Origin of the sequence: Streptomyces sp. NPDC050433 (assembly GCF_044458565.1) — a bacterium.
In the GTDB taxonomy this organism is placed as follows: Bacteria; Actinomycetota; Actinomycetes; order Streptomycetales; family Streptomycetaceae; genus Streptomyces.
In genome coordinates this window covers 385,789-412,681 of record NZ_JBITIB010000001.1, presented here as the reverse complement: position 1 = coordinate 412,681, position 26,893 = coordinate 385,789, and the positions used below count along the sequence as shown (strand labels likewise).

Below are 26,893 nucleotides of genomic sequence, written 5' to 3'. Positions count from 1 at the left end.
GAGATCCAGCTGCCGACCCCGGCCAAACCGCTGATGCGCGGCTGGCTGCACATGGGGATGTTCCCGGCCGTCGTGGTAGCGGGTCTCACGCTGATCGTCATGGCCGACTCGACCAAGGCACGGGTAGCCTGCGCGATCTACGTCGTCACCGCCTGCCTGCTGTTCGGCGTCAGCGGCGTCTACCACCGCGGCAATTGGGGCCCGCGGGGCGAAGCCGTACTGCGCCGGCTCGACCACGCCAACATCTTCCTGATCATCGCGGGCACCTACACCCCGCTGACCATGCTGCTGCTGCCCGACTCGACCGGCCGGACGCTGCTCTGGGCGGTCTGGGGCGCCGCCGTGGCGGGCATCGCGTTCCGGGTCTTCTGGGTCGGCGCCCCGCGCTGGCTCTACACGCCCTGCTACATCGCCATGGGCTGGGCGGCCGTCTTCTTCCTGCCCGACTTCATGCGCACCGGCGGGATCGTCGTCCTCGTCCTGATCATCGTCGGCGGACTGCTCTACAGCGTGGGCGGTGTCATCTACGGGCTCAAACGCCCCAATCCGTCACCACGCTGGTTCGGCTTCCACGAGGTCTTCCACTCGCTCACCCTCGCGGCGTTCGTCGTGCACTACGTCGGGATCTCACTGGTGGCGTACCAGCACTCCTGACGCGGGGCGCGACACCTCACCGGCGACCACCGACACCCCACAACTTCACATTGACACCCAACCCCTTTTGAGAGTTACTGTCATTTGATGGAAGCACTCACTAGGGGGCGGTCATGGCACGGCGCTGGTGGGCACTGGGAGCACTCGTCGCGAGCATGCTCGTGCTCGCGTTCGATCTGACGATCCTCAACGTGGCGCTGCCGACGATGGCCGGGCAACTCGGCGCCACCACCGGGCAGCAGCAGTGGATGGCGGACGCCTACATCGTCGCGTGCGCGGCGCTGATGCTCCCCGCCGGACTGCTCGGCGACCGCTTCGGCCGGCGCCGGATGCTGGTCGCCGGCCTCACCGTCTTCCTGGCCGGGTCGGTCCTCGGCGCACTCGCCGACAGCGTCCAACTCGTCGTCGGCGCCCGCACCTTGATGGGGATCGGCGCCGCGCTCGTCATGCCGCTCGCCCTCGCCGTACTGCCGTCGGTCTTCGAGCCGGACGAGCGGCCCAAGGCCGTCGCCGCCGTCGCCACCGCGGGCGCGGCGGGACTGCCGCTCGGCCCGATCGTCGGTGGCTGGCTGCTCGACCACTTCTGGTGGGGATCGATCTTCGTACTCAACATCCCCATGGTCGCGACCGGGATCACCGCCTGTCTCCTCCTCGTCCCCGAGTCCAAGGACCCGGCCGCCCCCAGGTTCGATGTGCGCTCGACCGCGCTGAGCACCGTCGGCCTCGCCGCGCTGATCTTCGGGATCATCGAGGTCCCGGTACGGGGCTGGGGCGACCCCTTCGTCGTCGGGGCCTTCGCCGCCGCGCTCGTCCTGCTCACCGCGCTCGTCCTGCGTGAACGCACCGCGCCCCGGCCGATGCTGGACATGGCGCTGCTGGGCGACCGCGGCTTCCTGCTGAACACCCTGACCGCGACGCTGGCGATGTTCACGCTGGCGGGCCTGATGTTCATCCTGCCGCCGTACCTCCAGGCCGTCCTCGGCAACGACGCCTTCGGCACGGGCCTGCGCATGCTGCCGCTGATGGGCGGTCTGATGGTGGCGGCGAAGTTCAGCACACCGCTCGTACGGCGCTTCGGCCCGCGCGCGGTGATCAGCGCGGGCCTCGTCGTCCTCGCGTTCGCCACGATCCTCGGCAGCCGTACGTCCGTGGACAGCGGCTACACCTTCACCGCCGTATGGCTGGCCGTCGCGGGACTCGGGTTCGGCTGCACCGTCGTGCCCGCCATGGACACCGCGCTCGCGGCGCTGCCCGTCGACCGTGCGGGCAGCGGGTCGGGACTGCTGCTGACGGTACGTCAAGTGGGCAGCGCCATCGGGATCGCGCTGCTGGGCAGCCTGCTGGCGGCCGTGTACGCCGACCGGCTCGACACCTCGGGCCTGTCCGGCGCGGCGGCCGACTCGGCGGGCGACTCGGTCGTGGCCGCGCATCTGATCGCGGACCGGACCGACGACGAGGGGCTGACGGCCGCGGCGAACTCCGCCTTCCTGCACGGGATGTCCACCGCCCTGGTGGTCAGCGGCGTCGCCGCGCTGATGGCCGCACTGCTCGTCGCGGCGCTGCTGCCGAATAGGTCGGGCGCGGCCGGCACGGAAGCCGAGCAGCCCGAGGGGGACGACGCGGGCGACGCGGGCGACGCGGGCGCGGACGTGGTGAGCGCACCGACGGATGCCCGACAATAAACGGCATGGCCGCCTCCGCACCTCCCCCCTCCGACGACGCCCAGCCGCCCCGACCGGGCCTGCGCGAACGCAAGAAGCTCAAGACGCGCGTCGCGATCCGCGAAGCGACGTACCGGCTGATCGCCGAACAGGGCTACGAGGCGACCACGGTCGAACAGATCGCGGCGGCGGCCGAGGTGTCTCCGTCCACCGTCTTCCGCTACTTCCCGACGAAGGAAGACATCGTCCTCACCGACGAGTTCGACCCCGTCATGGAGACGGCCATCCGCGCCCGCCCCGCCGACGAACCGCCGCTGGAGTCGCTGCGGTCCGTGCTGCGTCAGGCCATCACCGCCGTTCTCGCCGACCAGCCGGACGAGTTGTTCCAGCGCAGCAAGCTGATGCTGGAGATCCCCGCCGTACGGGCCAGGATGACCGAGACGATGGCCGAGACCTCGCTCCTGCTGAGCCGGGCGGTCGCGGACCGGACGGGGCGCGACGCGGGCGACCTGGAGGTCCGGGTCTTCACCGCGGCCGTGATGGCGGCGCTGCGCGAGGTGACGATCTACTGGGCCGAGCACGACCGGAAGGACGATCTGGCCGTGCTCATCGACAACGCGCTCGACACCCTCAAGGGCGGCGGACTCACCCTGTGAGGTGTGCCCCGGGCCGGAACGTCAGCCGCACGCCCTCCCGTTCCCGTCCGGGTCCAGCCGCAGCGGATCGTCCTTCCCGTTGACCTTCAGTGCCCCGTAACCGTTCGCGGCGAGCCAGTCGCAGCGCGCCCGCGTCACCGACTTCTTCGCCGTCGCCCGCACCGTCTCCGGGAAGACCGTGGGCACGCACACGTTGGCCGATCCGTAGTGCCGGTCACAGCCCGAGATCTGCGGGCTCACCGGCGCCGAAGTCCGCTTCTTCGCGGGCTTCTTGACCGGCTTCTCCAACTCGCCCGCGAAGTCGTGCTGTTGGCCGTGCGCGGACGTGTCCGCCAACGCCGCCGGACCGCCCAGCTTCACCCACTCCGCCACCGACGGCACCCCGTTCGCGTCGACCGCGAAGAGCATGTACCAGCCCGGCGGCGCCAGATTCGGATTGCCCGTCACATTCAGATCGACCGTGTTGCCGTCGACCGTCAACGGCAGGTCCACGAAACGCTGGTTGGGGTCCGACGAGTGCGTCACCGCCGCCGGCCGGATCAACTCGGCCTTGGCGATGGGCCGGTCGACCGTGATCCGCTGGGTGTCGCCGTAGTTCCACTCCGGGTCGATCAGCGAAGTGATCTCCGGTCGCGGCCCCTTGAAGAGATACGACGGGGTGTAGAGCGACACCTGGTGGTTCCAGGAGCCGTTGCCCGGATTGTCGCCCGTCGTCATCACCCGGCCGTCGGGCAGCAGGAACGCCGACGAGTGGTAGCCCCGCGCCTCCGGGTCCGTGGCCACCTTGTCGTACGTCTCCGTCACCGGATCGAAGACCGACGTCGAGAACACCGGGTTGGCCCGGTTGTGCAACCCGCCGCCCGTCTCCAGCACCGTGCCGTCCGGCAGCAGCACCGCGGAGCCGTACATCTTGCCCTGCCCGCCGGTCTGCGGCTGCGGCCCGCCGGGGGCGCCCAGGTCGACGGTGCCCTGCGGCAGCGGCGGGCCCGCCCGGTACTGAGGGTTCGGCTCCTTGAGGTCGATGATGTCGGTGAGCCGGTTCGCATCCGGGTTGGAGTCGATGTTCCCGCCGCCGATCGTCAGCACCTTCTGGTCCTGCGCCGGGGGCAGCAGCACGCTCGCCGACTGGTCGCGCTCGTCCTTGTTCCGCAGACCGGGCACGTCCGTGATCGTGTTGGCGTCGTAGTCGTAGACCGAGGCGCCGGTGCCTGGCGTGCCGTTGCCGAAGGTGTGGCTGCCCGTGTAGAACAGCCGGCCGTCCTGCATCAGCACCATCGCCGGGTACAGACCCCAGTACGACCAGGTCTGGTTGACTTCTCCGAGCGGCAGCCACTTCTCCTCGGCCGCCGACCAGCGATCGGCGGTCACCGAGCCCGACGAGTCCTCGCGCAGCCCGCCGAAGGACAGCACGTCGCCGTTGCCCATGATCGTGGCGGACGGGTACCAGTGCCCGTCGTTCATGTCATTGGTCCTGCTGTACGTCTCGGTGGCCGGGTCGAAGACGTACGAGTCCTTGTAACCCTGGTAGCCGATCGTGCCGTCCGCCGACGGGTAACCCTTGTTGCCGCTCATCACCAGCACGCGGCCGTCGGACAGTTGGACGTGTCCGGAGCAGAACATGTCGTCGGGCGTGGGGACCGTCTTGTACGTCCCGTTCTCGGGGTCGTACACCGCCGAGGTGAACGTCCCGGCCTCGAACCGCTCCGGGTCGTTGCCGGACCCGGCGATCAGCAGCACCTTGCCGTTGTTGAGGACCACCGAGTGCATCGAACGCACCGGGTTCTCCGTCTCCAGCACCTCCCAGCGGCCGTCGGCGCAGTCGGTGGCCGTGCCCGTGCAGTCCGGGTCGGGCGCGGGGACGGTGACCTCCTCCATGCCGTAGTCGTCGGTGGTGGCGCTGCCGGTACCGAAGACGGAGACGCCCCAGCTGATCCGGTCGGTGCCGGGCGGTACGACGGGGGTGCGGACCTCCGCACGCTGGTAACCGGCGCTCAGATCAAGGGTCTTGAGGTCGGTCCAGTACTGCCAGCCGGCCGTCGTGTCGTGGCGGAAGAGCGTGATCGCCGTGTCCGGTGTCGTCGACTTGTACCAGAGGGAGAGGTCGTACTGCTTCGCCGGCTGTACGGCGGGCGCGCACGCCGCCGACTCGGTGACCAGCGCCTTGCGGTCGCCGTCGACACGCCGGGTCAGCTCGACGCGGAGCGCCCTGGTGCCGCTGTGCGCGTCGGGGACGGTGGCGAAGGTGAAGTCGTTGTCGCCCCAGCCGGACTGCGACCAGCAGTCGGGCATGGCGGCGCCGCCACCGGCGCCGGGGGTCTCGAAGCCGGGGTTCTTGACGAGGTTGGGACCGGCGGTGGCGGGCTGCTGGACGCTGAGGAGCAGTCCGGCGGTCATGGCCGTGACGGCGAGCAGCGCGGTACGGCGACTGGTGCTGCGGCTGCGCCGGGCCGGTGGTCTGCGGAAGGGGGTCATCGGCTGCTCCTCCCGGTCGGTACGGGGTTGGCGGACCGGGGCGCCCCGGCCCGCCTTCTCCGCCGCCGTCTCCGCTTCGGCAGATACACCAGCGTCTCGGTCCCCGCGAACCGCAGCACGAACGTCGCGAGCATCGCCAGCGCCGTCGCCGGCACGGCCTCCATCCCGAACTCCCCCACCAGCAGCGCGATCAGCGGAATCCGCAGCAGCAGATCGGCGTTGGCGAGCAGCGCGAAGCGCCCCACCCGGTCCGCCCAGTGCCGGTGCGCCCGCCGCCCCCGGAAGAGCAGCAGCTCGATGAGGACGAAGTTCCAGGCCACACCGAACTGGTTGGCGACAATCTCGGCCGGCAGATAGTGCATCCCGGCGCCCGTCAGCCCGTACAGCGCGAGCAGATTCGGTACGAAGCCGGTCAGCCCGATCAGCCCGAAGGCCACCATCCGGGCGAGCGGCGACGCCGTACGCAGCTCGACGAGATGCCGCAGGAACCGCATCCCTTCCCTGGCGGTCGACTTGGACTCGCCCGCGAACCGGTCGCGGAAGACGAACGGCACCTCCGCGACCCGCTGCGGCCGGCACCGTACGGCCAGCTCCAGCAGGATCTTGTAGCCCAGCGGGCGCAGTGTGTCCGTGTCCGCCATGACCGCGCCGCGCCGGATCGCGAAGAAGCCGCTCATCGGGTCGCTGATGCCGCGCAGTCCGCGCGGGAAGAGGCCCTTGGTCAGCCACGTGGCGGCGCGCGAGACGGCGACGCGGTAACCGCCGGCGAGTCCGGCCCGGCTGCCGCCGTCGACGTACCGGCTGGCGACCACCAGATCCGCCGTCGTCCGATCGCCCTCGGCCACCAACTCCGGTACCAGGGAGGGCGGATGCTGGAGGTCGGCGTCCATGACGACGATCCATTCGGACCCGGCGGTGCGCAGTCCTTCGACGACCGCGCCGCCGAGGCCGCCGACCGGTTCGTCCCGGTGGATGACGGCGACGGGGAACGGGCAGTCCTGCGCCGCCTCCGCGATCGCCTCCGGGGTGCCGTCCGTGGAGTCGTCGACGAACAGCACCTCGCACGGCAGCCTGGACGGTACGGACTCGGTCAGCTGGCGCAGTAACTCACGGACGTTCGCCGCCTCGTTGAAGGTCGGGATGATGACGGTCACGGCGCCGGGCTCGGCCACCGCCGTGGACTCCAGTTCGGTGTCCCGCAGTTCACCGGTCCCCCGGGGAGGGACAGGAAGGATGCTCATCGGTCGCCTCCCGCGACATGCGTGATCCGGCGGATCTCGATCCGGTCCGCGCCGTCCCCGAAGACGGCCACGGCGGTGGAGTGGTTGAGTGCGTCGCGCACTCGTGGCAGGTCACGGGCGTCGCGCCGGACGGTCGGGGACGCCACGACATAGTCGATGTCGCGCCAGCCGCCGGGCAGTGTCTTCGTCACGGCGGGGTCGAGGTCGGCCTTGTAGAACCAGATCGCGCCGAGCCCCGGCCGGTATCCGGCGTGCACCAGGTCCAGCCACATCGCGTCGTCCACGAGGACCCGCGTGCCCGCCGGGTCGGGCACCTCGGCCGCCATCCACGAAACGGCCGCCCGGTAGGGGGCGTTGGCGTCGGTGGTCAGGGCGGTGCGGTTGCCGTCGTACCAGCGCGGTGCGACGTACGCGGCGGAGGCCGCCACCAGCGCGACGACAGCCGTCCACCGTACGGCGGTCAGCCCCCGGCGCTCGTCCGGCCGGCGTCCTCTGCGCAGCAGCGCGTGCGTGACGCTCGCCGCGCCTCCGGCCAGCATCAGGGCCAGGAACGGCAGCCCCTGGATGACGTACATCGCCGGGAGATAGCCGGAGGGCCGCAGCGCGACGGCCGTGAGGATCGCGACGGCCAGCGCGGGTCCGGCGAGCGCCCGCGCGGTGACGGACCAGCGGACGGTGAGCAGCAGCAGGAGCGCGCCCGCCATGCCGCCGAACAGCAGCACATGGTCGTAGTAGAGCCACGAGCGGAACACACCGTGCGACCCGGATCCCGGATCGAGGACGGAGCCGGAACCGGGCCTGCTCATCTGGTACGTGATGCCGTCCCACAGCGACACATGGCCCTCGCCGGGCAGCAACTCGCCCTTGAGCAGGGCGAAGAGAGGATACGAGAGGCCGATCAGCGCACAGGCGGTGATGGCGCCGGTGACCGCGAACTTGCGGGTGGCGGGGTGCCCGTGGCGCCACATCGTGACCAGCACGGCGGGCAGCACGATGAGCATCGTCTCCTTGGTGAGCACCCCGACGGCGGCGGCGATTCCGGCGGCGAAGTGGTGCCACAGATGCCGGTTGGGGGACGCGGCGAGGCAGAAGGCGAGGAGCATCCACATCACGGCGATGTTGTCGAGGAAGATCTCCCGTTGCAGGACGACCGAGAGCGGGGAGAGCCCGAACAGCGCCATCGCGAGTCCGGCGGCCCAGCGCGGCAGCCACAGACGCCGGGCCAGTACGTAGAGCAGTACGGCACTGGCGGCGCCGACCAGCAGCATCGCGAAGCGCATCGTGCCGACGGTCATCGATTCGGGCGCGATCAGCGAGGGCAGCCAGGTGAGCGCGGCTATCTGCATCCAGCCGAGCGGCGGGTGGTCGTACCAGTAGGTGTAGTGGGCGAGTCCTTCGCCCTGCTGGACGGCCCACGCCTGGGCGAGATAGGTCCCCTCGTCGTCGCTGAGGGTCGGGTAGTGCTGGATGTTCCAGCCCTGGACGGCCATGATCACCAGGAGCAGTGCGGCGCAGAGGAGCAGATCGGCGCGCGAGGTGCGGAAGCGGACGACGGGCCGTAACAGCAACTGCCGTTTGTCGGGGCGGTGTTGACCGTGCCCGGCCGCGTGTCTCGGAGCAGGCCTGATCGTCGCGGGGGCGATGTCGGTGGTCCGGCCGGTGGCCGGTTCCGTCGCCTCCACGGGGAGGGTGGAGGTCACGCGTGAATGTCCTCTCGGGTGAGATGCGCGCCGACATGACTGGTCAGCTCCCAGTCACGGCGGCCACGCTGCTCGCGCCACACGGCTCGGACGGCCGCGCCGGCGAGGAGCACCTGGTAGAAGGGGCCGCCGACGACGAGCTTGAGATAGTGCGTGAGCCGGACCCTGAGTCCGTACTGCCTGCCGAAGTCGTGCAGCCCGACCAGCTCGAACACGAACGTGACCAGTGCGGTGACGGCGGGCAGGAAGGTGATGAACGCGATCCCGACGGGCACGTCGAGGAAGAGCGCGACGGCCACGTTGAGCGGGATGACGACGCCGGTGACGGCCTGGAAGAACGGGGTCATCAGCGTGTAGCGGGCGAGCAACCGCTGTCCGCGCGTGGCCAGTTGGCGCCAGTCGTTCTTCCGGTAGACCTGGAGGAAGCCCTGGTTCCAGCGGGTCCGCTGTTTCAGCAGCGACATCAGGGAGCCGGGCGTCTCCTCGCGGGTGACCATGTCGGAGTCGTAGGCGACGACGACCTTCTTGCCGACGCTGGAGAGCCGTACGCCCAGGTCGCAGTCCTCGGCGAGGCAGTCCGGGTCCCAGCCGCCGGCCGCGCGCAGCACGTCGGTGCGGACGAAGACGGTGTTGCCGCCCAGCGGGATGAAGCCTTTCTGCGCGTGCAGATGCAGCCGGCTGCGGAACCAGAAGAAGTACTCCAGGCAGTTGCGCAGGCTGTACCAGCTGGAGTGGAAGTTGATCAGCTGGACGCCGCCCTGGACGACGTCGGCGCCGGTGGAGCGGAAGGCGTGGTCGACATGGGTGAGCAGTTCGGGGTGGACCTGGTCCTCGGCGTCGAAGACACCGACCACCTCGCCGGTGCAGTACGGCAGCGCCGTGTTCAGCGCCTTGGGCTTGTTCTTCGACAGATGGGTGTCGACGACGACACGGACCCGTGCGGGGTCGCGGGCGGCGGCCCGCTCGGCGACCTCCGCGGTCTCGGGGTCGTCGTGCCCGACGATCACGACGATCTCGAAACGGGTGTGGCTGGACCGCAGCAGCCGCTCGATCGTGTGCTCAAGGACCGCCTGTTCATGACGGGCGGGCAGGAGCAGCGAGAACGAGCGCGCGGGCCCCCCGTCGGGCCGGTCGAAGCGTGTCGCCGCCAGCGTCTCCGGCGTACGCCAGGCGTGCATCTGCCACCACAGCGTGAACGCCGCCATCCAGAACAGCGCCAGCGAAATGGCAGCGATGAATACGGACGTGACCACATGGCCCCCCTCGGCCAAGGGTGAACCGCGGCAAGGCCCCCCTGGCCGCCGGTCCCCCCGGTATCACCCGGTACGCATGCCCCCCATGCGCACTTGTTGCGTCCTTCGTGAAGAAGATAGGGGGGAAGTGTGACGACAGAGGGCCGGATTCGATGAACTCTGCGATTACGTCCGATTTTGCATGCTTCACAACCGGCCCGAACTATGCCTGCGCGAAGGCATGTTGCTACACGCGTACCGCCAACTGCCGCTTCAGGACGTCCACTTCGTTGGTGGGCGCGGAACAGACGAAGCCGCGGCAGACGTACGCGGCGGCCTGTCCGCCGACGAGCGGCCGACCGGCGAGCAGCGGGAACTCCGCGCCGTCGGACGCCTCTTGACCGACCGGCTCACCGACCGGCTCACCGACCGCGACGACGGCACCCGGCGCCGTCCCCAGCAGCGCCGTACGGTGCAGCTCGGCGGTCGCCGCGTCGCCACCTGGTCCCACCACGGCGACCTCGCGCGGCCCGTCGAGCAGCGCCTCCGCGACGGCCAGCCCCCAGCCGATGAAGCGCGGCGCCCGCGGCCCGAGCGCCTTGACGACACCCAGAGCGCCCTCGGCGGCCGTGCGGTGGGCCTCGGAGCCGGTGTGAGCGGCGTACGAGAGCAGGGCCCCGGCGGCCGAGGTCCAGCCGGAGGGCGTCGCGTTGTCCGTCGGGTCCTGGGGCCTGCGGATCAGCGGCTCGGCGTCGTGCGCGGTGTCGTACAGCGACCCGCCCTCGCCGACGAACTGGTCCAGGACGGTGTCGAGCAGGAACCCGGCGAAGTCCAGCCAGACCCCCTCGCCGGTCACCGAGGCCAGCGCCAGGAAGCCCTCGGCGACGTCGCCGTAGTCTTCCAGCACACCGGCGTTGGCGCCGGCCCGGCCGTCCTTGGACGTACGGGTCAGGCGCGTCCTCTCATCGAGGTGCACCCGCACGAGCAGGTCCGCGGCCTCGGTCGCACGTTCGACGAGATCCGGCCGCTCGAAGTACGCGCCGGTCTCGGCGAGCGCGGCGATCGCGAGCCCGTTCCACGCGGCGACGACCTTGTCGTCCCGCTCCGGGCGCGGCCGGGTGTCACGTGCGGCGAGGAGCCGCTCCCTTACGGACTCCGCCCGTACCGCATCCACCACTCCCTCACCCTGCGGAAGTTGGAGGACGGATGCACCTTCCTCGAAGGTGCCTTCCTCGGTCACGCCGTAGTACCGCGCGGCGAACTCCGCGTCCACCGGGCCGAGTACGTCGGTCAGCTGCGCGGGCGTCCAGACGTAATACGCGCCCTCGACGTGCTTGCCCGCACCGTCATCACTGTCGGCATCCAGCGCGGAGGCGAACCCGCCCTCGGCGGTGCGCAGTTCACGCACCATGAAGTCGGCGGTCTCCAGCGCCACCCGCCGCGCCAGATCGGATCCGGTGGCACGCCACAGGTGCGCGTAGGTGCGGCAGAGCAGCGCGTTGTCATAGAGCATCTTCTCGAAGTGCGGCACGACCCACTGCCGGTCCACCGAGTAGCGCGCGAATCCACCCCCGAGCTGGTCGTAGATCCCGCCGCGCGCCATTGCCTCGCAGGTGTCGGACGCCATCTGGAGCGCGCCCTCGGCCCCCGTACGAGCGTGGTGGCGCAGCAGGAACTCCACGACCATGCTCGCCGGGAACTTGGGCGCGCCGCCGAACCCGCCGTACTTCTCGTCGTAGTCCCGCGTCAGCCCGAGCAGCGCCTGGGCCGACTCCGCCTCACCGGGCGTGCCCTCGCCCCCGAGTGCGAGGGACCGCCCCGCGAGCTCTCCCACGATCCGTCCGGCGACCTCGCCGACCTCCTCACGCCGGTCGGTCCAGGCGGAGCTGACGCCTTCGAGGACCTGCCGGAAGGACGGCATACCGTGCCGGGGCGCGGGCGGGAAGTACGTCCCGAAGTAGAACGGCTCACCCTCCGCGTTGAGGAAGACCGTCATCGGCCACCCGCCCTGCCCCGTCGCCGCCTGCACGGCTTCCATGTAGACGGCGTCGACGTCGGGCCGCTCCTCGCGGTCCACCTTGACCGGCACGAAGTGCTCGTTGAGGTACGCCGCGGTCGCCTCGTCCTCGAAGGACTCGTGGGCCATCACATGGCACCAGTGACAAGCGGAGTAGCCGACCGACAACAGAACGGGAACATCACGCCGTCGGGCTTCCTCGAATGCTTCCGGCGTCCAGGGCCACCAGTCGACCGGATTGTCAGCGTGCTGAAGCAGATAAGGCGAGGTCACACCAGCCAACCGGTTCATGCGCCCCAGCCTCTCACAATGCCCACCTCCCTCAGTCGGGCCGGCAGGAGACAGCGAGGGACAGAGAGGGAAGGCGATCGCGCTCTTCCCAAATCGGGCGTCCCGACATCGCAGGACAATAAGCTGAGGCCGGAAGCGCTGGAACTGTCGAGGTTCCTCGAAGGAGGCACACCATGACCGCCGAGATGGTGGCGCCCGCATGGATGCACACCCAGATCAGCGCGGAGCAGTACGACTCCTGGTCCGAGGAGCGGTGTGCCGGCATTGAGATCGTGGACGGGATGGTCGTTGTGAGCCCGAGCGCCTCAAAGCGGCACCACCGCCTGGCCCGGATCCTGGCCAATGCCTTGGACGACGCCGCAGGCGCGGACTGGAACGCCGATACGGACTTCGACGTCCGCCTTCAGGACGTTCCACTCACCAACCGCCGTCCGGACGTCGTCGTCTACCGGGCGGAAACGATCGACCTCACGCCCACCCGCCCCGAACACGTACTTCTGGTCGTCGAGGTCGTGTCGCCCGGCTCGGAAACCACCGACAGGATCGTGAAGGTGGACCAGTACGCCAAGGCCGGCATCCCTTTCTACTGGCGGGTCGAACAGGCCGCCACCGGTGTCCCGATCATCTACACCTACGTTCTCGACCGTTCCTGATCAGTGAGCGGGAGTGGGTCTTGGACCCGCTGCCCGGCACTGCGCGCATCCCGAACGGTTTTGGATGTACTGGTCTCCCGCGTTCCTTGTTGCTCCCTCGCTCGGCGATGTGCATCGTGTGCACGATCCGTGACGGGTGGGCGGTTTCCGTCACGTCCTCGAGAACGCCGGTCGGCCTGGACGGTCCGATGCCCCGCACGATCGCTCTGGTCGTGCGGGGGCGGTGTCGTCCGTCGCCGGATCGGGTGCCCGAGGGCGCGTCTCCCGATCGCGATGCCGGCGGCATCGTGACGGGACATCTCGCGTCGCGGGGTGACCAGCGGCTTACGCCAGTGCTGGTCGCCCCACTGGGAGGTGTAGGCCGGGTCCACAGCCACGATGGACAGGCCGGTCTCAGCGGCCATCGACACCAGGCGGGCTTTGAGTTTGGCGGTGGGGATGCCAGAGATGAGCTGCCGGAACCGCTTCCTGCGGCCGTGTTTCTCGCGGGTCTTTTCGGCGGTGAAGTCGAGGTCCTCGATGCCGATGGCGGCCACGCCGCAGGACTTGGCCCAGTGCAGGACCTGGGTGATGGCGTGCCGGATCTGCGCGTCACGGTGATCGGCGCTCCCCGACAGGTCGTAGGGGAAGCGGTGCGGTTCGCCGATCGGGTTGCCGTGCTGGTCGAGGCGGTAGGCGGCGAAGTGGTCGGCGTTGGTGTCCACGCCGATCATGCCCTTGGCCCGTGCGGCATCGAGCGGGATGGTCTGGACGACGGGGCGTTGCCAGGACGCGGTCAGGTACCAGCGGCCCCGGCCGACGTCCAGGTGGATGCGGTAGGCCACGGCCCGGTTGCCGGTGATGCGGTCCCGCCATTCCCCGGCCCGGTGCGCGAACGCGATATTCGCGGCGAGCGTGTACCGGCCGTGCTTGGCGTTCGCCAGGTGCGCGAGCGGAGCGGGCAGCTTGATACTGACCTCGCCGGAGGCCGTGACGCGGATTGTCTCGTTTCCGAACCTCTTCCCGGACTCGCCGTCTGCGGCGAGGAACCAGCGCGAGGCTTCCCAGCGTTCCCGCCACTTGGGCTCGGTGAGCTGCGCGGCGGCCAGGTTGTGGCGAGTGTTGAGGAGTCGTCGGCCGCCGCGCACGATGTGCACGACTCCGGCCTCACGCTCGGCACGAGCCGTGTCGAGCCGGTGTTCCAGCGTCGTCAGACGCCGGGTTTTCCGGAACCACTCACTCTTCGACCGGTAGCCGCCCGCAGCCCGCTTGCCGCCCTTCTCCCCGAGCGGGAGGGACAGACGGTGCGTCAGCGTGCGGATACCGGCTTCGAGGTTCTGGCTATGCGCGAGTTGGCAGCGGCGCGAGAGCGCCCACTGATCATGCGTGGCCTTCGTGATCGACCCGGCCCAGCGGGACGACGAGGCGGCCGTCAGGCCCTGCTTACGGGCTGCCCACGCGTCCGTGGAGTGGCCGCTGCCGTCGCGGCAGCGGGCCGCCAGATCACGGGATGCCAGAGAGCCCAGGTGCTCGCCGATCCGGCGCAACACCTTGTCGTCCTCGGACGTGAGGTACTTGAGACGGTCGCGTATCGCCACACCGGAAGGGCCGAGCGCAACGAATGGCGCGTCGATGGTGCGGAGCTGCTTCTTCTTCGGCTCACTCATCGGCGGCAGCCGCTTCAAGAGCCTTACGCGCCCGGTTCTTCGCCGACCGGCGCCCGTACAGGCGGGCACAGAACGAGGTCAGCACTTCGACTACATCCCGCACCAGGTCATCTTCGACTTCTCCGTCATCCAGGACAACCAGGCGTCGGCCCGTCGCGGACAGTGCGGCCTCGACCAGCTCGACGTTCATCCGGCCGAGACGGTCCTTGTGCTCCACCACCACGGTGGTCACCTTCGGGTCGGCCAGCAGACGACGCGCCTTCATCCGGGCCCCGTTCACGCCTGAGGCGATCTCGGATTCGATCCGCACCACCCCGTGCCCGGCCTGCGCCGCCCACTCCGACAGCCGGGCCGTCTGACGGGCAAGGTCGTCTTTCTGATCGCGGGAGGAGACGCGGGCGTACAGGCCCACACCGCCAGTCACAGCCGGTGACGAGTTCGCCTCGACATTCACCAGAATCGTGCGCGGCCCGACCCGCTCAGCGGGGACCGGCAACGTGCCCTCGCGGAACCAGCGATATGCGGTATGCGGGTGCACACCGTTCGCTTTCGCCCATTCCTTAAGGTTCACACAGTGACCCTAACACCCACACAAAGGCACCAATACACACTAAAGTTGACCTAACTCAGCAGTTTCCCACCCCGCCACAAAGGCCTACAGGGACGGCGAGATGTTCACCGGCGTGATCAAGGCTGCCGCGCCCTTCTCCGTCACCGTGGACCTGGGAACCATCTGACGACCACTTTCGCCTGGGCGGCGTCATCAACAGCCGGCACCGGGCGACGGACATCGGTCACGCACACACGGCAGGCGAGCACAACAACGTCCCGCCGCTGAGATGTGCCTCGCGTCGTCAGCGGTGCCGACCGTCGCAACGGGGGCGCTGTGATCGTCGCGGACATGCACGGCTTCTCGGTCAACCGCCAACAACTGGCTCGCGCCAGCACCGCCTACGCTCCCTTGTTGTCCGCACTCGGGGTCCCCGCCGTCGGGGTACCACAGAACATCGAGAGTCAGGCTGCCCTCTATCACCAATCCGGGAGATCGGGTTCGGACCAGTCTGCTCTGACGCGTCCTGGACGAAGTTCAGGTTGTTGCCAGGAAGTCAACAGCGCGTGCGTCGAGTTCGGTCGCGCAGCGCACCCCGCGCGTGCGGAAGCGGGCCAGGTCCGTACGCATCGCGGTGACCGCCTTGCGGGTGCGTACGGAGCGCACGCCGTCCATGTGATCCATCGCTCGGCCCCAAATCGTGCATGCCTGCTCGATGTTGCCGCGTTTGAGGTGCATCTCTGCACCGGCGACTAGGTCGAGCGCCACGATCCGCGCGTAGGTTCCCGCAGGGCGGCTGGAGGCGGCGCGGGCGTACTGTTCCGCTGCTGCCCGGTGGTCGCCGAGCGTCTCGAACACCTTCGCGGTGCGCGAGAGAACCGATGCCGCCGGTGGCCCCCAAGCCAGGGCCCAGAACGGCACTTCGTCGCCGGGGTCGGCATCCAGCAGGACTCGCGCCTGGCGCGCCTCCGCGAGTGCAGCCTGCCGCAAGCCGGATTTGGCGAGAGTGTGGGCGTGGACGACCCGGAAGAGGGATTCGGTCTGGGTGTCGACTCGACCCTTGGCCCGGTTCAGACCGGTCTCGGCGAGGCCCTGGCAGTGTTCGGGACGGTGCAGTTTGAGCCCTTGCATGGCCATCGTCCGCATGACGAAACCGTCGTGCCCTGTGACGCCTGATTCGACGGCGAGCGCGTAGGACTGGAGGTAGTAACGCTGTGCGAGTCCCTGCTGACCTGCGTCGTAGCTCTTCCACCCCAGCAGGTGAACGCCACGGCTGGCGGCGGAGAGCATGTGTGCGCGGATCTCTTCCGTACGGAAGCGGCCACGGCACAGCGGGGCGACATCGTCGCGCAGATACTGCACCAGCGCGCTGCGGCCGTGCTGCCCGCCGTGTCGTTCGTCCATCTCGGAGAAGACCCGCACCATGTCACGCACGGCGGCGACCTCGGCCATCCCGACGGTGTGCCCGGTGCGGGTGGCGGCTGACGTGCGGTCGGAGATCTCCCGTACGTAGGCGAGCGGCAAGGCTGCGGCGGCCACCGAATACGCGGACCCGGACAGGAATCGACGCCGGTCCAACTCATACCTCCACATGGGCAGTAGCGCGTCGATCGGATCCGCGTCCAAGGACAGCCCAATGCTGTCGTCCTCGTCTGTCTCGGCCAGCCCCAAGTCGCTCGGGGTGAACAGGCGGCCCAGCCGTCTGGATAGCGCCACAGCAAGGAAGCGGCCGGTATGGGCGGCTGGCTTCACCCCTGCGATCCAGTGCTCGACAGCCGACTTGTTGGTCCGTAATTCGACTCCGCACTCGGCGGCCACCGCACGGACCGCCCTGGCCGCAGCCTCGTACGTCCAGCCGGATTCGGCGACGAGATCGCGGAGCTTCTCGTTCGGAGTGCGCGTGGCCATGAACACCTGCCCATATACCGGATATACCCGTTGCCCTACCCGTCACCGTACCGCCGTACCCAGCAGCTGAGTTCACTGTTCATGGAGGTACGGAACATGAAACAGGCTGACAATCCCGGATACGCCCCGGACACCCCGCACTCCTCGGTGCGCCACAACTGCCAAGGGGAGGTGGGGTGATGGACACCAACGAGAGTGATGCCGTCGTGCTGCGGTGGAGTAGGCATTCGCGTTGTGTGGGCCTGGCGCGATGGGAGTTACGGAAGGCACTGGAACGGTGGGGGCTCACAAGGCTGGAGGAGTCCGCCGTGCTGGTTCTCTCCGAGTTGCTGACGAATGCCGGGCGGCACGCCCGTGTGTCGCCGGGGCGGGAGATCGAGACCCGGTATGTGCGGCTGGCGGACACTCTACGGATCGAGGTTCACGACGCGGCGCCGGAGCGGCCGGAGAAGCGGGAGCCTGCGGCGGAGGATTGCGGGGGCCGGGGGCTCGTACTCGTCGAGGCACTGGCCGACAGCTGGGGCGTTAAAGACCGGCACGGGCCCGGCAAGGCTGTCTGGGCGGAGCTTTCACTCTCATCAGAGTGACCCCTCGCTCGTCGCCAGCACCGCACGTGAGTCTCGCAGGGCGCTCCCTCGCCCCCGTGTACGAGGGAGCCCCCTGTCAACGCGCGTACCTCTGGGGCGGGAGCTGTCAGCAGCCGCCGCAGTTGTAGAAGGTCACGTCCCAGTGGTTGACCTCGTTGTAGTAGATGTTCCCGGCGCCGGACTGCCACTTGCTGCCGCCGATGGAGGTGAAGTTGCGGGTGACATAGCCGGTCAGGCAGCTCGACATGGAGAAGTCGAGCTTGTAGCCGTTCCAGTGGCTGTAGGTGCCCGACGCGTGGCCGGTCTCGGTGCCGCCCGTGACCGTCAGGCCGCAGCCGCTGGCGTTCTTGAGGGTGATCGCGCCCTGGATGGTCGCGGAGTTGACCTGCTCAAGGGACGTACAGGTCGGGTTGTTGCGGTCCGAGCAGCCGCCGCTGGAGCTGATGCCGATGCCGGCGTTGCGAAGCTGGGCGGACGCGGTGGCGTGGCTGAGCTTGGCCAGCACGCCGGCGGGCGCCTTCGTGTCGGCCGGGGCGGCCTGGGCCGCGGCGGGGAACGAGAAGAACGCGAGAGCGAGGGCGGAGACGCCGATGGCAGTGCTTCTGATGACCTTGTTCACTGTTTGTTTCCTCTGTGGTGGGGACGGGGAGGAGTGCAAGCTACGCGCGTAGTGTTCCCGGTCGCGCCGACCCGCACAGGATTCCCAACTGTCCCTGATAGGGCGTCAGTTGAGCCTTGCGCTTACGGTGCTTCCGGTCACGCAGACAAGATTGCACATCTACGCGCGATGCGTAAGACGCCCCAGCAAGTACAGATGGCTCTCCCTACACTCGCGATCATGACGACGATCGACGATTTGGTCCGCCTGGTACCGCCGCCGGCCGAGCCGGTGGACGCGGCCGGGGACTGGGGGCGGGTCGAGGCCGCGCTGGAGTGTGAACTGCCCGGAGACTTCAAGGCTCTTGTGGGGCACTACGGCCGTGGCCAGTTCACCGACTTCATCACTCCCCTGCACCCGTTCGGCACGCACGACCTGCTGATACCCATGGCGCGGCAACTGCTGGAGCAGGAGGGCCCGTTCCGCGACTCGTACCCCGAGCAGTGCCCGTACCCCTTCTACCCTGAGCCCGGCGGACTGCTGCCGTGGGCCGGGACGGACAACGGGGACAGGCTGTGCTGGCTGACCGCCGGGGAACCGGACAGCTGGACGGTGGTCGCGTGGAATCCCCGTGGCTCGTACTACTCCGCCCACGAGCAGGGCGCGGTGGCCTTCCTGCACGGGTGGCTGACCGGCCGGATCCACACCCCGGTCTTCGGCGGGCCGGTGGAGCCCACGCCCTGGTTCGATCCGTTCCGTGTGCGCGTCCATGTCTATGTCCAGCTGTCCGAGGGCGAGTTGCCGTACGCCGAGAGGCTGCGCATCCTGCGCGACGCGCTCGCGCCCACGGCCGACCGCGGCTCGTACAACGCCGCCGAGGAGGAGGGGGAGGAGGACGGTGATGACGGTGATGACGCGCGGCAGGACCACTTCGCCGTGACGGACCTCGACTGGCGGCTGACCTACGAGACCGCGTACGGGCACCAGATCCGGATCGCCTACCCGCCCGGCGACGGGCAGCGCGCACGGGCGGCGCTGTTCGACGCGGCGCGGCGCATGGGGTGCGAGGTCCTGTCGACGACGGCGGACCGCGGCGGTCCGGTGCCGGACGGCTGGGCGTAGCGGCGCTCTTCTGTGAGCAGATCTCCGCACGGCAGAATGCCTCGCTTCCGCCGCCGCCGGGTCCACAGGGTGGAGTGGACCGGCCGGGGCGGGTGAGCACCCGCCGTCGGGGGCCGGGTCATGGAGGAAAAGATGCTCTCGACCGTTCCACGGCTCGCGAAGACGGCGCAGGCGGAGGCCGGCGCCGTGCCGTTCGACGACCAGATCGCCGGACGGCTCCAGCACGGCAGGATCGTGGTCCTCGGTGAACAGGTGGACGACGGAATCGCCAACCGGATCTGCGCCCAGCTGCTGCTCCTTTCGCAGGAGGACCCCAGGCGCGACATCGTGCTGTTCGTGAACAGTCCGGGTGGCTCCGTCCACGCCGGGATGGCCATCTACGACACCATGCGGTTCATCCCGAACGACGTCGCCACCCTGGCGATGGGATTCGCGGCCAGCATGGGCCAGTTCCTGCTCTGCGCGGGGACACCGGGCAAGCGCTACGCCCTGCCGAACGCGCGGATCATGATGCACCAGCCGTCCGGCGGGCTCGGCGGGACGGCGGCCGACATCGCCGTGCAGGCCGAGAACCTGGCGTACACCAAGCTGACCATGCAGAAGCTGATCGCCGAGCACTGCGGCCAGAGTCTGGAGACGGTCGCGGCCGACCAGCGCCGGGACCGGTGGTTCACGGCGGAGGAGGCGAGGGAGTACGGCTTCGTGGACCGCGTCGTGCGCAGCGTGGCCGAGCTGGGCGGGGACGCGGCGAGCGGCTTCGGCTTCGGCACCGCGGGCAGCACGCCGGGCAAGGGGGCGACGGCATGAGCGGGCAGTACACCGTCCCCGTGGTCGTCGAGCGGACACCGAACGGCGAACGCTCCTACGACGTCTTCAGCCGGCTGCTCTCCGAGCGGATCGTCTTCCTCGGCACGTCGATCGACGACGGCGTCGCGAATGTGATCATGGCGCAGATGCTCCATCTCGACCACGAGAGCAGCGAGTTGGACATCCACCTCTACATCAACTCCCCCGGCGGCTCGGCCACCGGGCTCACCGCGATCTACGACACGATGCAGTTCGTCCGCGCGGACGTCGCGACCGTCTGTCTCGGCCAGGCGGGCTCGGGCGCCGCCGTACTGCTGGCGGCCGGCGCGCCCGGCAAGCGGACGGCGCTCCAGCACTCGCGGGTGCTGCTGCACCAGCCGTCCACCCAGGGGCAGGGCGAGGCGGCGGACCTGGAGATCCAGGCGGCGGAGGTGCTGCGGACCAGGGCGGAGATCGAGGACATCCTGGCGCACCACACGGGTCAGAGTGTGGAGCGGCTGCGGGAGGACACCGACCGGGACAAGTACTTCACCGCCGTGCAGGCGAAGGAGTACGGGCTGGTGGACGGTGTGATCACGACCCGTGAGCTGGCGGAACGCGGGCGCTGAGCCGGGGCGCTGAGCGTGTGTGGGCCCGGCACGGGGGGCCGGGCCCGCACCGTTCAGGCCGCGAGCAGCGCGACCATGGCCTGTCCGTCCCGGCGGGACGTACCCGAGCGCGGGCGGCCCCACCGCGTGGTGACGGAGACCGTCACCGTCGTCGCCGACGTGAGGTCGGTGTGCAGGGCGCCCACCAGGTCCACGAGGCGCACGCCGAGCGCGCGGCAGACGGCCGCCAGCACCTCGGACGACGGCTCCTTGCGCCCGCGCTCGATCTCGGAGAGATACGGCAGCGAGACCTGCGCCTGGTCGGCGACGTCCCGCAGCGTCCGCCCCTGCCGCAGCCGGGCCCGGCGCAGCGCGGCCCCCACGAGGTCCCGCAGCAGCGGTTCGTCGGCCGTGTTCCCGGACGTGTCCCGGCCCGGACCGGGAACGGCACGCAGGACGCCTTCACTCATCGTTTCCTCCGTCAGCAGTGGACCGGCACCGCCCCGAGCGTAAGCCGGGGCCCCTCCCCCGTGCCATGCACCGGCCCGCCGACCTGCTGCTTTCCGCCGCGGGCGTAACACCGCCGCCGCGCGGGCAAGACGTACGGGCAAGACGTACGAACACAGTACGCAGCAGTTACGCGCGTAGGCACCCGGCGCGGAGCGGCGACATCGGCCGCCGCGGGCCCGGCAGGCCGCCTCGCGCTCGCGTGCCGCACGCAGGAGACTGGCGCAGGGCACGCCGAAGGACCGGATGCTCTCGGAGGGGGATGCATATGCGGGACAGCCATCGGGGCGAGGCCGAGAGGCTGTTGGTTCGCGCCGTCGAGGAAGAGGTACGGCGCTCCGGCGGGCGGATCGACGGCAATGTGCTTCTGGCGCGTGTGCGGGGCGCGTTGGAGTCCATCGCGGAGTCCGCCGCGGACGAGTACGCGCTGTACGAGGCGGCGCAGGACCAGGCCGATGCCGAACGGCAGACGCTGGGCGACCGGCTGGGCGGGGGCGCACTGCGAACGCCCTTGCTGGTGGCGGGCGTTGCCGCCGCCTCCGCCGTCGCCGCCGATGTCGGGCTCGGCACCGGTGCCGGTACGGCCGTCGGCACAGGGGTGATCGTGGCGGTCGTCGGTACGGCGACGGGCGTCGCCAAGGTGGCGTCCGCCGGCCGTCCGGCGGGCCGGGCCGGCCGTGCGGGGGCCGCCGGACGGGCGGGCGACGTCGAGCAGTTGAGGCTTCAGTGGCTCACCGCGCTGGAGGTACGGGGCATCCGCCCCTATCTGGACCAGCAGCGCGTCCTGACGCAGGCGACCCGGCGTACGACCAAGAAGACCTCCGTCGTACCGCGGTTGCGCGGATCCGACCGCAGTGCCGCCGCGCGCAGGCGCAGCGTGCTTGAGCAGTCGTTCGGTCATCTCCCGCAGTCCGACGGCCCGTTCGCCGGCCGGCGCGAGGAGATCGGGCAGATCGCGCGCTGGGTGCACGCGGCCCGCGCGTCGACGGAGACCAGACCGACGGTCGTCGTGCTGTACGGCGCGCCGGGATCCGGCCGGACCACGCTCGCCGTGCGGGCGGCGCACCAGCTCAGGGACCAGTTCCGGGGTGCGTGCGTGGTGGACCTGCGGGGCGGTGGCGCGGGGGAGGCGCCGCTGTCGACGAGGGACGCGCTGCTGCATCTGCTGAACCGGCTCGGCGCGCCCCGCGAGCAACTGCTGTTCCGTGAGCGGTCGTCGGCCGAACAGCAGGTACGGCGGCTGAGCGAGCTGTACCACCAGCATCTGACCGGGCTGCCGGTGACGATCGTGCTGGACGACGCCTCCGACGCGGAGCAGATCCGCACCCTGGTCCCCGAACGCTCCGACAGCCTGGTGCTGGTGACGTCCCGTCAGCCCGTCGAGCTGGCGCCGGACACCCCGGCGTGGGTGCACCAGCTGCCGGTGGAGGCGCTGGACGGCGCGGGCTGCGAGGAACTGCTGCGGGCCGTCGGCGAGGAACCGGTGGGCGGCCCGTACGACGCCCAGGCCATCGACAGGATCGGCGAGTTGTGCGGCGGACTGCCGCTGGCGCTGCGTATCGCCGGCTCGTCGCTCGGTTCGCGGACGTCGCACCAACTGGCCACGGATCTTGAGGCGTACGGCCCGGTGGACCCCGCCGAGCGCGCCATGTGGCTGCGCTACACCGACCAGAGCGACCAGGCACGCAGACTGCTGCGGCGACTGGCGCTGGCCGGGCGGGCCTCGCTCGGGGCCGCTGCCGCCGCCGCGCTGCTGGCCACCGACGAACAGGAGGCCGAGCGGCTGCTGACGGTGCTGGCCCGCGCGGGCCTGATCGACCACGTACGGGCCAGCCGCTACCGGCTCCACGACGTCGTACGGAACTTCGCGCTCGCCCGGCTGCTGGACGAGGAGGAGGCCGCCGACCGTACGGCCGCGCAGGAACGGCTGATCCAGAACTACTCGGAGCTGGCCGACTCCGTGATCCGCCTGGTCGACGGCAAGACGTCCACGCGCGCGGACCAGTTCGGGGGCCACGGCTTCTCCTCGCTCGACGCCGCGCTGCGCTGGCTGGACGACGAGTCGAGCTTCATCACGGCCGCGCTGCGGCACGCGGAGGGTGTCGACCAGGCGGCCGTACTGGCGCTGCTGGGCGCGCTCTGCGACTACTGCCTGCTGCGCGGGGACCTCTACCGGCTCGGTGAGATCAGCGAGTTGACGCAGGCCGTCGACCAGGGGCTGCTGGCCCGTTCCGTGCAGTGGCGTACGGGTATCGCGGCCCGGCAGCTCGGCGAGCTGGACAAGGCCAAGACGACATTGACGTCGGTGGTCGACCTCTACCGCGAGGCGCACCACGACGCGGGCGTCGCCCGCGCGCTCTGCTCGCTGGGCATCACGCTGCACCACCAGGGCAATCTCACCGAGGCGTCGGCGAAGCTGCGCGAGGCGCTGGACCTCCAGGCGCCGGCCCAGCTCGCCGCCGACCGCGCCTGGACGCTGCACGCGCTGGCGGCCGTCGAGCGGGACCGCGCGAATCTCACCGAGGCGATCGCGCTGCTGTCGACGGCGCTCGTCCTGCACCGCGAGGGCGAGTCGCTGCACGGCGAGGCGTGGACGCACTTCCAGCTCGGGCAGGTCTGTCTGCGGATGGGTGATGTGCCGCGCGCGGAAGGGGAGTTGAGCCAGGCGCTGGACCTGTACGGCCGCACCCGCGACGGCCGCGGCGAGGCCTGGGCGCTGACGCAGCTGGCCCGCGCCCGGCTGGTGGACGGTGAGGCGGAGGCGGCGGCCGACCAGTTCCGCCAGGCCCTGGCCCGGCACCGGGACAACGAGGACGCGCGCGGCGAGGCGTGGACGCTGTACTACCTGGGCCAGGCGCTGGAGGAGTGCGGCAACGCCGCGCAGGCCGTACGCGAACTGGAGCGCTCCCGCTCGATGTTCTCCCGGATGCGCGACGTGTACGGGCTGGCCTGCGCCCGGCACCACTCGGGCCGGGTCACCCGCGACCAGCGGGCCGCCCAGACCGGCAATCTCCGCAACTCCGGCTTCGCCCGGCAGCTGCTGGTCGACGCGCGCGCGGACTTCCGCCGGATCGGCGTCGCGCACGGCGAGGCGTGGACCTGTCTGGAGCTGGCGATCATCGACGCGGGCAACAGCAAGGCGGCGCAGGCGCTGGCGCTGTGCGACGAGGCGACGGCACTGTTCACCTCGTACGCCGACCACCGCGGCGCCGACTGGGCCCGCTTCCTGCGCTGCACGCTGCTGCCGTACGGCTCGGCGGGCGGCGTCGAGGTCGGGTCCGTGGTGGCTGAGCAGGAACTCACCGAACTGGTGGCGTCACGGCACCCGTCGCGCGACGGCAAGCTGGAGGAGTGCGCGGAGACGTTCGCGGTGATGCTGGAGCGCGGCGTCACCCTGGAGGACGGCTGGCAGGCCTGGCGCCTCGGCATGGTCCCGAGCCGCCAGGCACGCGAGGTGATGGGGGTCCCGGTAAAGCCGGTGGGAGCCTGAGCCCCCAACTGACGGAAACGGGCACGGGCGCCGCACGAGGGCCCGTGCCCGCGAGGGCGGGCAGGGCCTTACGTCATCGGCGAGGCCCGAGCCTCCCGCCGGCGGTGCGCCCGAGGGTCGGCAAACGCCTTACGTCGCCTGCCGCTCGCCCACCGACGACGCCGTCGGCTTCGTCTCCGTCTCCCCCGCCGGATTCTCCGGGAAGTCGACCTTGCCCATGTGGCGGTTCATCGACTTCATCAGGAGCCACACGGCGCACGCCATCACCGCGAAGACGATGAAGCCGAGGACGCCGGGCGTCACCTTGTTCTCGTCCAGTTCCTTCGCGAGCGGGACGAGCTGCGTCACTGCCTGGGTCGCATACATATCAGGCATTGTCGCGGATGCCCGCGAAGAGGTCGCTCTCGGGGAGGGACGTATCGACGAGCGACTTCACCAGTTCGTACTCCTCCGTCGGCCAGACCTCCCGCTGGATGTCCATCGGGACGCGGAACCAGCCGCCGTCGGGGTCGATCTGGGTCGCGTGCGCGATGAGCGCCTTGTCGCGGATCTCGTAGAAGTCGTCGCACGGCACATGTGTGGTCAGCGTCCGCTCGTCGCGGCCGAACTCGGCCCAGCGCTCCAGCCACTCCCCGTACGGGGACTCAAGTCCGCGCGCCAGCAGGGCCTCGTGCAGCGCGACCGTGCGGGGGCGGTTGAAGCCCTGATTGAAGTAGAGCTTCTGCGGCTGCCACACCGGACCGAACTCGGCCTCGGGGTACTTCTCGGCGTCGGCCGCCGCATCGAAGGCCACCATCGAGATCTTGTGGGTCATGATGTGGTCGGGGTGCGGGTAGCCGCCGTTCTCGTCGTACGTCGTGATGACCTGCGGTCGCTGCTCGCGGATCATCCGCACCAGCCGGCCGGCCGCCTCGTCGACGTCCTCCAGGGCGAAGCAGCCCTCGGGGAGCGGCGGCAGCGGGTCGCCCTCGGGCAGGCCCGAGTCCACGTAACCCAGCCAGGCCTGTCGGATGCCGAGGATCTCCCGAGCCTCGTCCATCTCCTTCTTGCGTACCTCGTGGATGTGCTCCTCGATATAGGTGTCCCCCTGGAGCTTGGGGTTGAGGATGGAGCCGCGCTCGCCTCCTGTGCAGGTCACGACCAGCACGTCCACCCCCTCGGATACGTACTTCGCCATGGTGGCGGCGCCCTTGCTCGACTCGTCGTCGGGGTGGGCGTGCACGGCCATCAATCGCAGCTGGTCAGTCAAGACTCGGTCCTCAGTGATATGTCGCATCGGGCGGCTTCTATAGTGACGGAATCGAGGGTCGGATAATTCCGGAGGGGAAAGATCATGACGGCGGTACGTCCACCGGTTCTTCCCGAGGGCCGCTACGGCCGCCCGTCGGACGAGCGTGCGGACCGCAAGCTCAAGATCGTCGGCTCGGTGCTCGGCGTCGGCCTGCTCGCGCTCATCGGCTGGTTCGGTTACGACTACGTGGCAGGCCAGAGTGTCTCGGCCGAGCTCATCAAATTCAAGCGGGTATCGGCCTCGGCGGTCGAGGTGCATCTTGAGGTCCGCAAGGACGAGGGTGCGGCCGGCACATGCACTCTTCGTTCCCGCGCCGAGGACGGCGCCGAGGTGGGCCGCAAGGACGTCCGCGTCGAGGGTCCCGAGACACGGATCGACCGGGTCGTCACCGTCCGTACGACCGCGAGCGCGACGAGCGCGGAGCTGGTCGGCTGTACGGCCGACGGCAGCTGACGACAGCCGGCAGGCACGATCCAGGTCCGGTCCACGCCCGATCCGGGGCTGACCCTCCCCGGCCGCCGTCCCGGTTCACGTCGCTGATCTGCGACGATGTAATTCTGATGCCTTTCGTCCTGCCCTGAAGCCATGGGAATTGTTAGGCTCGTGGTTTCGCCCACCCGAGAAGGCACATCCTTCTGGGTAGGGCGTTGCTTTGTATTCCCAGCACCTACGAGGAGCACCTGTGACCCAGACCAGCGAGAACGTCACCTGGCTCACCCAGGCGGCGTACAACCAGCTCAGGGCCGAGCTGGATCACCTGTCTGGTCCCGCGCGCGTCGAGATCGCCCAGAAGATCGAGGCTGCCCGCGAGGAGGGGGACCTGAAGGAGAACGGCGGGTACCACGCGGCCAAGGAGGAGCAGGGCAAGCAGGAGCTGCGGGTGCGCCAGCTGACCCAGCTCCTGCAGAACGCCAAGGTGGGCGAGGCTCCGGCCGACAACGGGATCGTCGAGCCGGGCATGGTCGTGACCATCGCGTTCGACGGCGACGAGGACGACACCCTGACGTTCCTCATGGCCTCGCGTGAATACGCGAGCACCGACATCGAGACGTACTCACCGCAGTCGCCGCTCGGCACGGGTGTGAACGGCAAGAAGGTCGGCGACGACGCGGAGTACGAACTGCCGAACGGCAAGAAGGCCTCGGTCAAGATCCTGGCCGCGAAGCCCTACCAGGACTGAGCCTGTTCCGTACGAAAGCTGATCCACCGACCCCCCGTGGGTC

Annotated in this window: 22 protein-coding genes and 2 pseudogenes; 12 read left to right on the top strand and 12 right to left on the bottom strand. The window is 69.8% G+C overall.

What is annotated here, in order from left to right:
• The first annotated feature begins 33 nt into the window (after positions 1 to 33).
• The 3 genes from ACIBLA_RS01955 to ACIBLA_RS01945 all read left to right on the top strand — a co-directional run bounded on the left by ACIBLA_RS01955 (position 34) and on the right by ACIBLA_RS01945 (position 2,971).
• Positions 34 to 654 carry a hemolysin III family protein gene (locus ACIBLA_RS01955; protein ID WP_363244612.1) on the top strand — a complete coding sequence of 207 codons (621 nt, stop codon included), beginning with the start codon at positions 34 to 36 and terminating at the stop codon, positions 652 to 654.
• Between the two features lie 113 nt (positions 655 to 767).
• Positions 768 to 2,336 (top strand): MFS transporter, encoded by a 1,569-nt coding sequence (locus ACIBLA_RS01950; RefSeq protein ID WP_399197522.1) that lies wholly within the window; start codon positions 768 to 770, stop codon positions 2,334 to 2,336.
• A 5-nt stretch (positions 2,337 to 2,341) separates the two neighbouring features.
• Entirely contained in the window at positions 2,342 to 2,971 is a 630-nt protein-coding gene (locus ACIBLA_RS01945; RefSeq protein ID WP_363244558.1) for a TetR family transcriptional regulator, read from the top strand.
• Positions 2,972 to 2,992: 21 nt separating this feature from the next.
• Here the strand turns inward: ACIBLA_RS01945 and ACIBLA_RS01940 are convergent, their stop codons facing one another.
• From ACIBLA_RS01940 to ACIBLA_RS01920, 5 genes are all read right to left on the bottom strand, one after another.
• Complete coding sequence (locus ACIBLA_RS01940) at positions 2,993 to 5,365, bottom strand: galactose oxidase-like domain-containing protein (protein ID WP_399197584.1); 2,373 nt, start codon at positions 5,363 to 5,365, stop codon at positions 2,993 to 2,995.
• Positions 5,366 to 5,439: 74 nt separating this feature from the next.
• Complete coding sequence (locus tag ACIBLA_RS01935; RefSeq protein ID WP_363244557.1) at positions 5,440 to 6,684, bottom strand: glycosyltransferase family 2 protein; 1,245 nt, start codon at positions 6,682 to 6,684, stop codon at positions 5,440 to 5,442.
• Complete coding sequence (locus tag ACIBLA_RS01930) at positions 6,681 to 8,384, bottom strand: ArnT family glycosyltransferase (protein ID WP_399197521.1); 1,704 nt, start codon at positions 8,382 to 8,384, stop codon at positions 6,681 to 6,683. The genes ACIBLA_RS01935 and ACIBLA_RS01930 overlap by 4 nt, the downstream gene beginning before the upstream one ends.
• Positions 8,381 to 9,637, bottom strand: a complete 1,257-nt coding sequence (locus tag ACIBLA_RS01925) for a glycosyltransferase (protein WP_363244556.1) — start codon at positions 9,635 to 9,637, stop codon at positions 8,381 to 8,383. The genes ACIBLA_RS01930 and ACIBLA_RS01925 overlap by 4 nt, the downstream gene beginning before the upstream one ends.
• Before the next feature lie 226 nt (positions 9,638 to 9,863).
• Positions 9,864 to 11,924: a thioredoxin domain-containing protein gene (locus tag ACIBLA_RS01920; protein ID WP_399197520.1), complete on the bottom strand. Its 2,061-nt coding sequence runs from the start codon at positions 11,922 to 11,924 to the stop codon at positions 9,864 to 9,866.
• A gap of 173 nt (positions 11,925 to 12,097) precedes the next feature.
• Here ACIBLA_RS01920 and ACIBLA_RS01915 point away from each other — a divergent pair.
• Positions 12,098 to 12,568: pseudogene (locus tag ACIBLA_RS01915) on the top strand (Uma2 family endonuclease); the annotation flags it as partial.
• On the opposite strand, the gene ACIBLA_RS01910 reads toward ACIBLA_RS01915, so the two are convergent.
• Positions 12,556 to 14,223 carry an IS200/IS605 family accessory protein TnpB-related protein gene (locus tag ACIBLA_RS01910; RefSeq protein ID WP_399197519.1) on the bottom strand — a complete coding sequence of 556 codons (1,668 nt, stop codon included), beginning with the start codon at positions 14,221 to 14,223 and terminating at the stop codon, positions 12,556 to 12,558. The pseudogene ACIBLA_RS01915 and the gene ACIBLA_RS01910 sit on opposite strands and share 13 nt — an antisense overlap.
• Entirely contained in the window at positions 14,216 to 14,794 is a 579-nt protein-coding gene (locus ACIBLA_RS01905; protein WP_399197518.1) for an IS607 family transposase, read from the bottom strand. Before ACIBLA_RS01905 ends, ACIBLA_RS01910 begins: the two co-directional genes overlap by 8 nt.
• A gap of 61 nt (positions 14,795 to 14,855) precedes the next feature.
• Here ACIBLA_RS01905 and ACIBLA_RS01900 point away from each other — a divergent pair.
• A pseudogene (locus ACIBLA_RS01900) lies at positions 14,856 to 14,960 on the top strand (Uma2 family endonuclease); the annotation flags it as partial.
• Between the two features lie 350 nt (positions 14,961 to 15,310).
• Here ACIBLA_RS01900 and ACIBLA_RS01895 read toward each other — a convergent pair.
• Entirely contained in the window at positions 15,311 to 16,681 is a 1,371-nt protein-coding gene (locus ACIBLA_RS01895; RefSeq protein WP_399197517.1) for a hypothetical protein, read from the bottom strand.
• Between the two features lie 179 nt (positions 16,682 to 16,860).
• Here ACIBLA_RS01895 and ACIBLA_RS01890 point away from each other — a divergent pair, with 179 nt between their 5' ends.
• Complete coding sequence (locus ACIBLA_RS01890) at positions 16,861 to 17,268, top strand: ATP-binding protein (RefSeq protein WP_399197516.1); 408 nt, start codon at positions 16,861 to 16,863, stop codon at positions 17,266 to 17,268.
• Positions 17,269 to 17,374: 106 nt separating this feature from the next.
• Here the strand turns inward: ACIBLA_RS01890 and ACIBLA_RS01885 are convergent, their stop codons facing one another.
• Positions 17,375 to 17,887, bottom strand: coding sequence for a hypothetical protein (locus tag ACIBLA_RS01885; RefSeq protein WP_399197515.1), 513 nt, complete (start codon positions 17,885 to 17,887; stop codon positions 17,375 to 17,377).
• 219 nt (positions 17,888 to 18,106) lie between these two features.
• Here ACIBLA_RS01885 and ACIBLA_RS01880 point away from each other — a divergent pair, with 219 nt between their 5' ends.
• The 3 genes from ACIBLA_RS01880 to ACIBLA_RS01870 all read left to right on the top strand — a co-directional run bounded on the left by ACIBLA_RS01880 (position 18,107) and on the right by ACIBLA_RS01870 (position 20,403).
• Positions 18,107 to 18,988, top strand: a complete 882-nt coding sequence (locus ACIBLA_RS01880; RefSeq protein ID WP_363244553.1) for an SMI1/KNR4 family protein — start codon at positions 18,107 to 18,109, stop codon at positions 18,986 to 18,988.
• Between the two features lie 132 nt (positions 18,989 to 19,120).
• Entirely contained in the window at positions 19,121 to 19,795 is a 675-nt protein-coding gene (locus ACIBLA_RS01875; RefSeq protein ID WP_363244552.1) for an ATP-dependent Clp protease proteolytic subunit, read from the top strand.
• Entirely contained in the window at positions 19,792 to 20,403 is a 612-nt protein-coding gene (locus ACIBLA_RS01870; RefSeq protein WP_363244551.1) for an ATP-dependent Clp protease proteolytic subunit, read from the top strand. Before ACIBLA_RS01875 ends, ACIBLA_RS01870 begins: the two co-directional genes overlap by 4 nt.
• A 53-nt stretch (positions 20,404 to 20,456) precedes the next feature.
• Here the strand turns inward: ACIBLA_RS01870 and ACIBLA_RS01865 are convergent, their stop codons facing one another.
• Positions 20,457 to 20,852 (bottom strand): helix-turn-helix domain-containing protein, encoded by a 396-nt coding sequence (locus ACIBLA_RS01865; protein ID WP_399197514.1) that lies wholly within the window; start codon positions 20,850 to 20,852, stop codon positions 20,457 to 20,459.
• A 305-nt stretch (positions 20,853 to 21,157) separates the two neighbouring features.
• Here ACIBLA_RS01865 and ACIBLA_RS01860 point away from each other — a divergent pair, with 305 nt between their 5' ends.
• Positions 21,158 to 24,379 carry a tetratricopeptide repeat protein gene (locus ACIBLA_RS01860; RefSeq protein WP_363244549.1) on the top strand — a complete coding sequence of 1,074 codons (3,222 nt, stop codon included), beginning with the start codon at positions 21,158 to 21,160 and terminating at the stop codon, positions 24,377 to 24,379.
• Positions 24,380 to 24,508: 129 nt separating this feature from the next.
• On the opposite strand, the gene ACIBLA_RS01855 is transcribed toward ACIBLA_RS01860, so the two are convergent.
• Together ACIBLA_RS01855 and mca are read right to left on the bottom strand one after the other, a co-directional pair.
• Complete coding sequence (locus ACIBLA_RS01855) at positions 24,509 to 24,754, bottom strand: hypothetical protein (RefSeq protein WP_399197513.1); 246 nt, start codon at positions 24,752 to 24,754, stop codon at positions 24,509 to 24,511.
• Positions 24,747 to 25,628, bottom strand: coding sequence for a mycothiol conjugate amidase Mca (mca, locus tag ACIBLA_RS01850; protein WP_363244547.1), 882 nt, complete (start codon positions 25,626 to 25,628; stop codon positions 24,747 to 24,749). Before mca ends, ACIBLA_RS01855 begins: the two co-directional genes overlap by 8 nt.
• 84 nt (positions 25,629 to 25,712) lie before the next feature.
• On the opposite strand from mca, the gene ACIBLA_RS01845 reads away from it, so the two are divergent.
• Positions 25,713 to 26,123 (top strand): DUF4307 domain-containing protein, encoded by a 411-nt coding sequence (locus ACIBLA_RS01845; protein WP_363244546.1) that lies wholly within the window; start codon positions 25,713 to 25,715, stop codon positions 26,121 to 26,123.
• Between the two features lie 229 nt (positions 26,124 to 26,352).
• Positions 26,353 to 26,850 carry a transcription elongation factor GreA gene (gene greA, locus ACIBLA_RS01840; protein WP_363244545.1) on the top strand — a complete coding sequence of 166 codons (498 nt, stop codon included), beginning with the start codon at positions 26,353 to 26,355 and terminating at the stop codon, positions 26,848 to 26,850.
• Positions 26,851 to 26,893 lie beyond the last annotated feature (43 nt).

Excerpts from the sequence above, each read along its gene's own strand:
- ACIBLA_RS01950 (WP_399197522.1), top strand. The coding sequence starts at position 768 with ATGGCACGGCGCTGGTGGGCACTGGGAGCACTCGTCGCGAGCATGCTC.
- ACIBLA_RS01945 (WP_363244558.1), top strand. The coding sequence starts at position 2,342 with ATGGCCGCCTCCGCACCTCCCCCCTCCGACGACGCCCAGCCGCCCCGA.
- ACIBLA_RS01895 (WP_399197517.1), bottom strand. The coding sequence starts at position 16,681 with ATGGCCACGCGCACTCCGAACGAGAAGCTCCGCGATCTCGTCGCCGAA.
- ACIBLA_RS01875 (WP_363244552.1), top strand. The coding sequence starts at position 19,121 with ATGCTCTCGACCGTTCCACGGCTCGCGAAGACGGCGCAGGCGGAGGCC.
- ACIBLA_RS01845 (WP_363244546.1), top strand. The coding sequence starts at position 25,713 with ATGACGGCGGTACGTCCACCGGTTCTTCCCGAGGGCCGCTACGGCCGC.
- ACIBLA_RS01880 (WP_363244553.1), top strand. The coding sequence starts at position 18,107 with ATGACGACGATCGACGATTTGGTCCGCCTGGTACCGCCGCCGGCCGAG.
- ACIBLA_RS01855 (WP_399197513.1), bottom strand. The coding sequence starts at position 24,754 with ATGCCTGATATGTATGCGACCCAGGCAGTGACGCAGCTCGTCCCGCTC.
- ACIBLA_RS01940 (WP_399197584.1), bottom strand. The coding sequence starts at position 5,365 with ATGACCGCCGGACTGCTCCTCAGCGTCCAGCAGCCCGCCACCGCCGGT.
- ACIBLA_RS01910 (WP_399197519.1), bottom strand. The coding sequence starts at position 14,223 with ATGAGTGAGCCGAAGAAGAAGCAGCTCCGCACCATCGACGCGCCATTC.
- ACIBLA_RS01860 (WP_363244549.1), top strand. The coding sequence starts at position 21,158 with ATGCGGGACAGCCATCGGGGCGAGGCCGAGAGGCTGTTGGTTCGCGCC.
- ACIBLA_RS01955 (WP_363244612.1), top strand. The coding sequence starts at position 34 with ATGCGCGGCTGGCTGCACATGGGGATGTTCCCGGCCGTCGTGGTAGCG.
- ACIBLA_RS01935 (WP_363244557.1), bottom strand. The coding sequence starts at position 6,684 with ATGAGCATCCTTCCTGTCCCTCCCCGGGGGACCGGTGAACTGCGGGAC.
- ACIBLA_RS01865 (WP_399197514.1), bottom strand. The coding sequence starts at position 20,852 with ATGAGTGAAGGCGTCCTGCGTGCCGTTCCCGGTCCGGGCCGGGACACG.
- ACIBLA_RS01920 (WP_399197520.1), bottom strand. The coding sequence starts at position 11,924 with ATGAACCGGTTGGCTGGTGTGACCTCGCCTTATCTGCTTCAGCACGCT.
- ACIBLA_RS01870 (WP_363244551.1), top strand. The coding sequence starts at position 19,792 with ATGAGCGGGCAGTACACCGTCCCCGTGGTCGTCGAGCGGACACCGAAC.
- ACIBLA_RS01890 (WP_399197516.1), top strand. The coding sequence starts at position 16,861 with ATGGACACCAACGAGAGTGATGCCGTCGTGCTGCGGTGGAGTAGGCAT.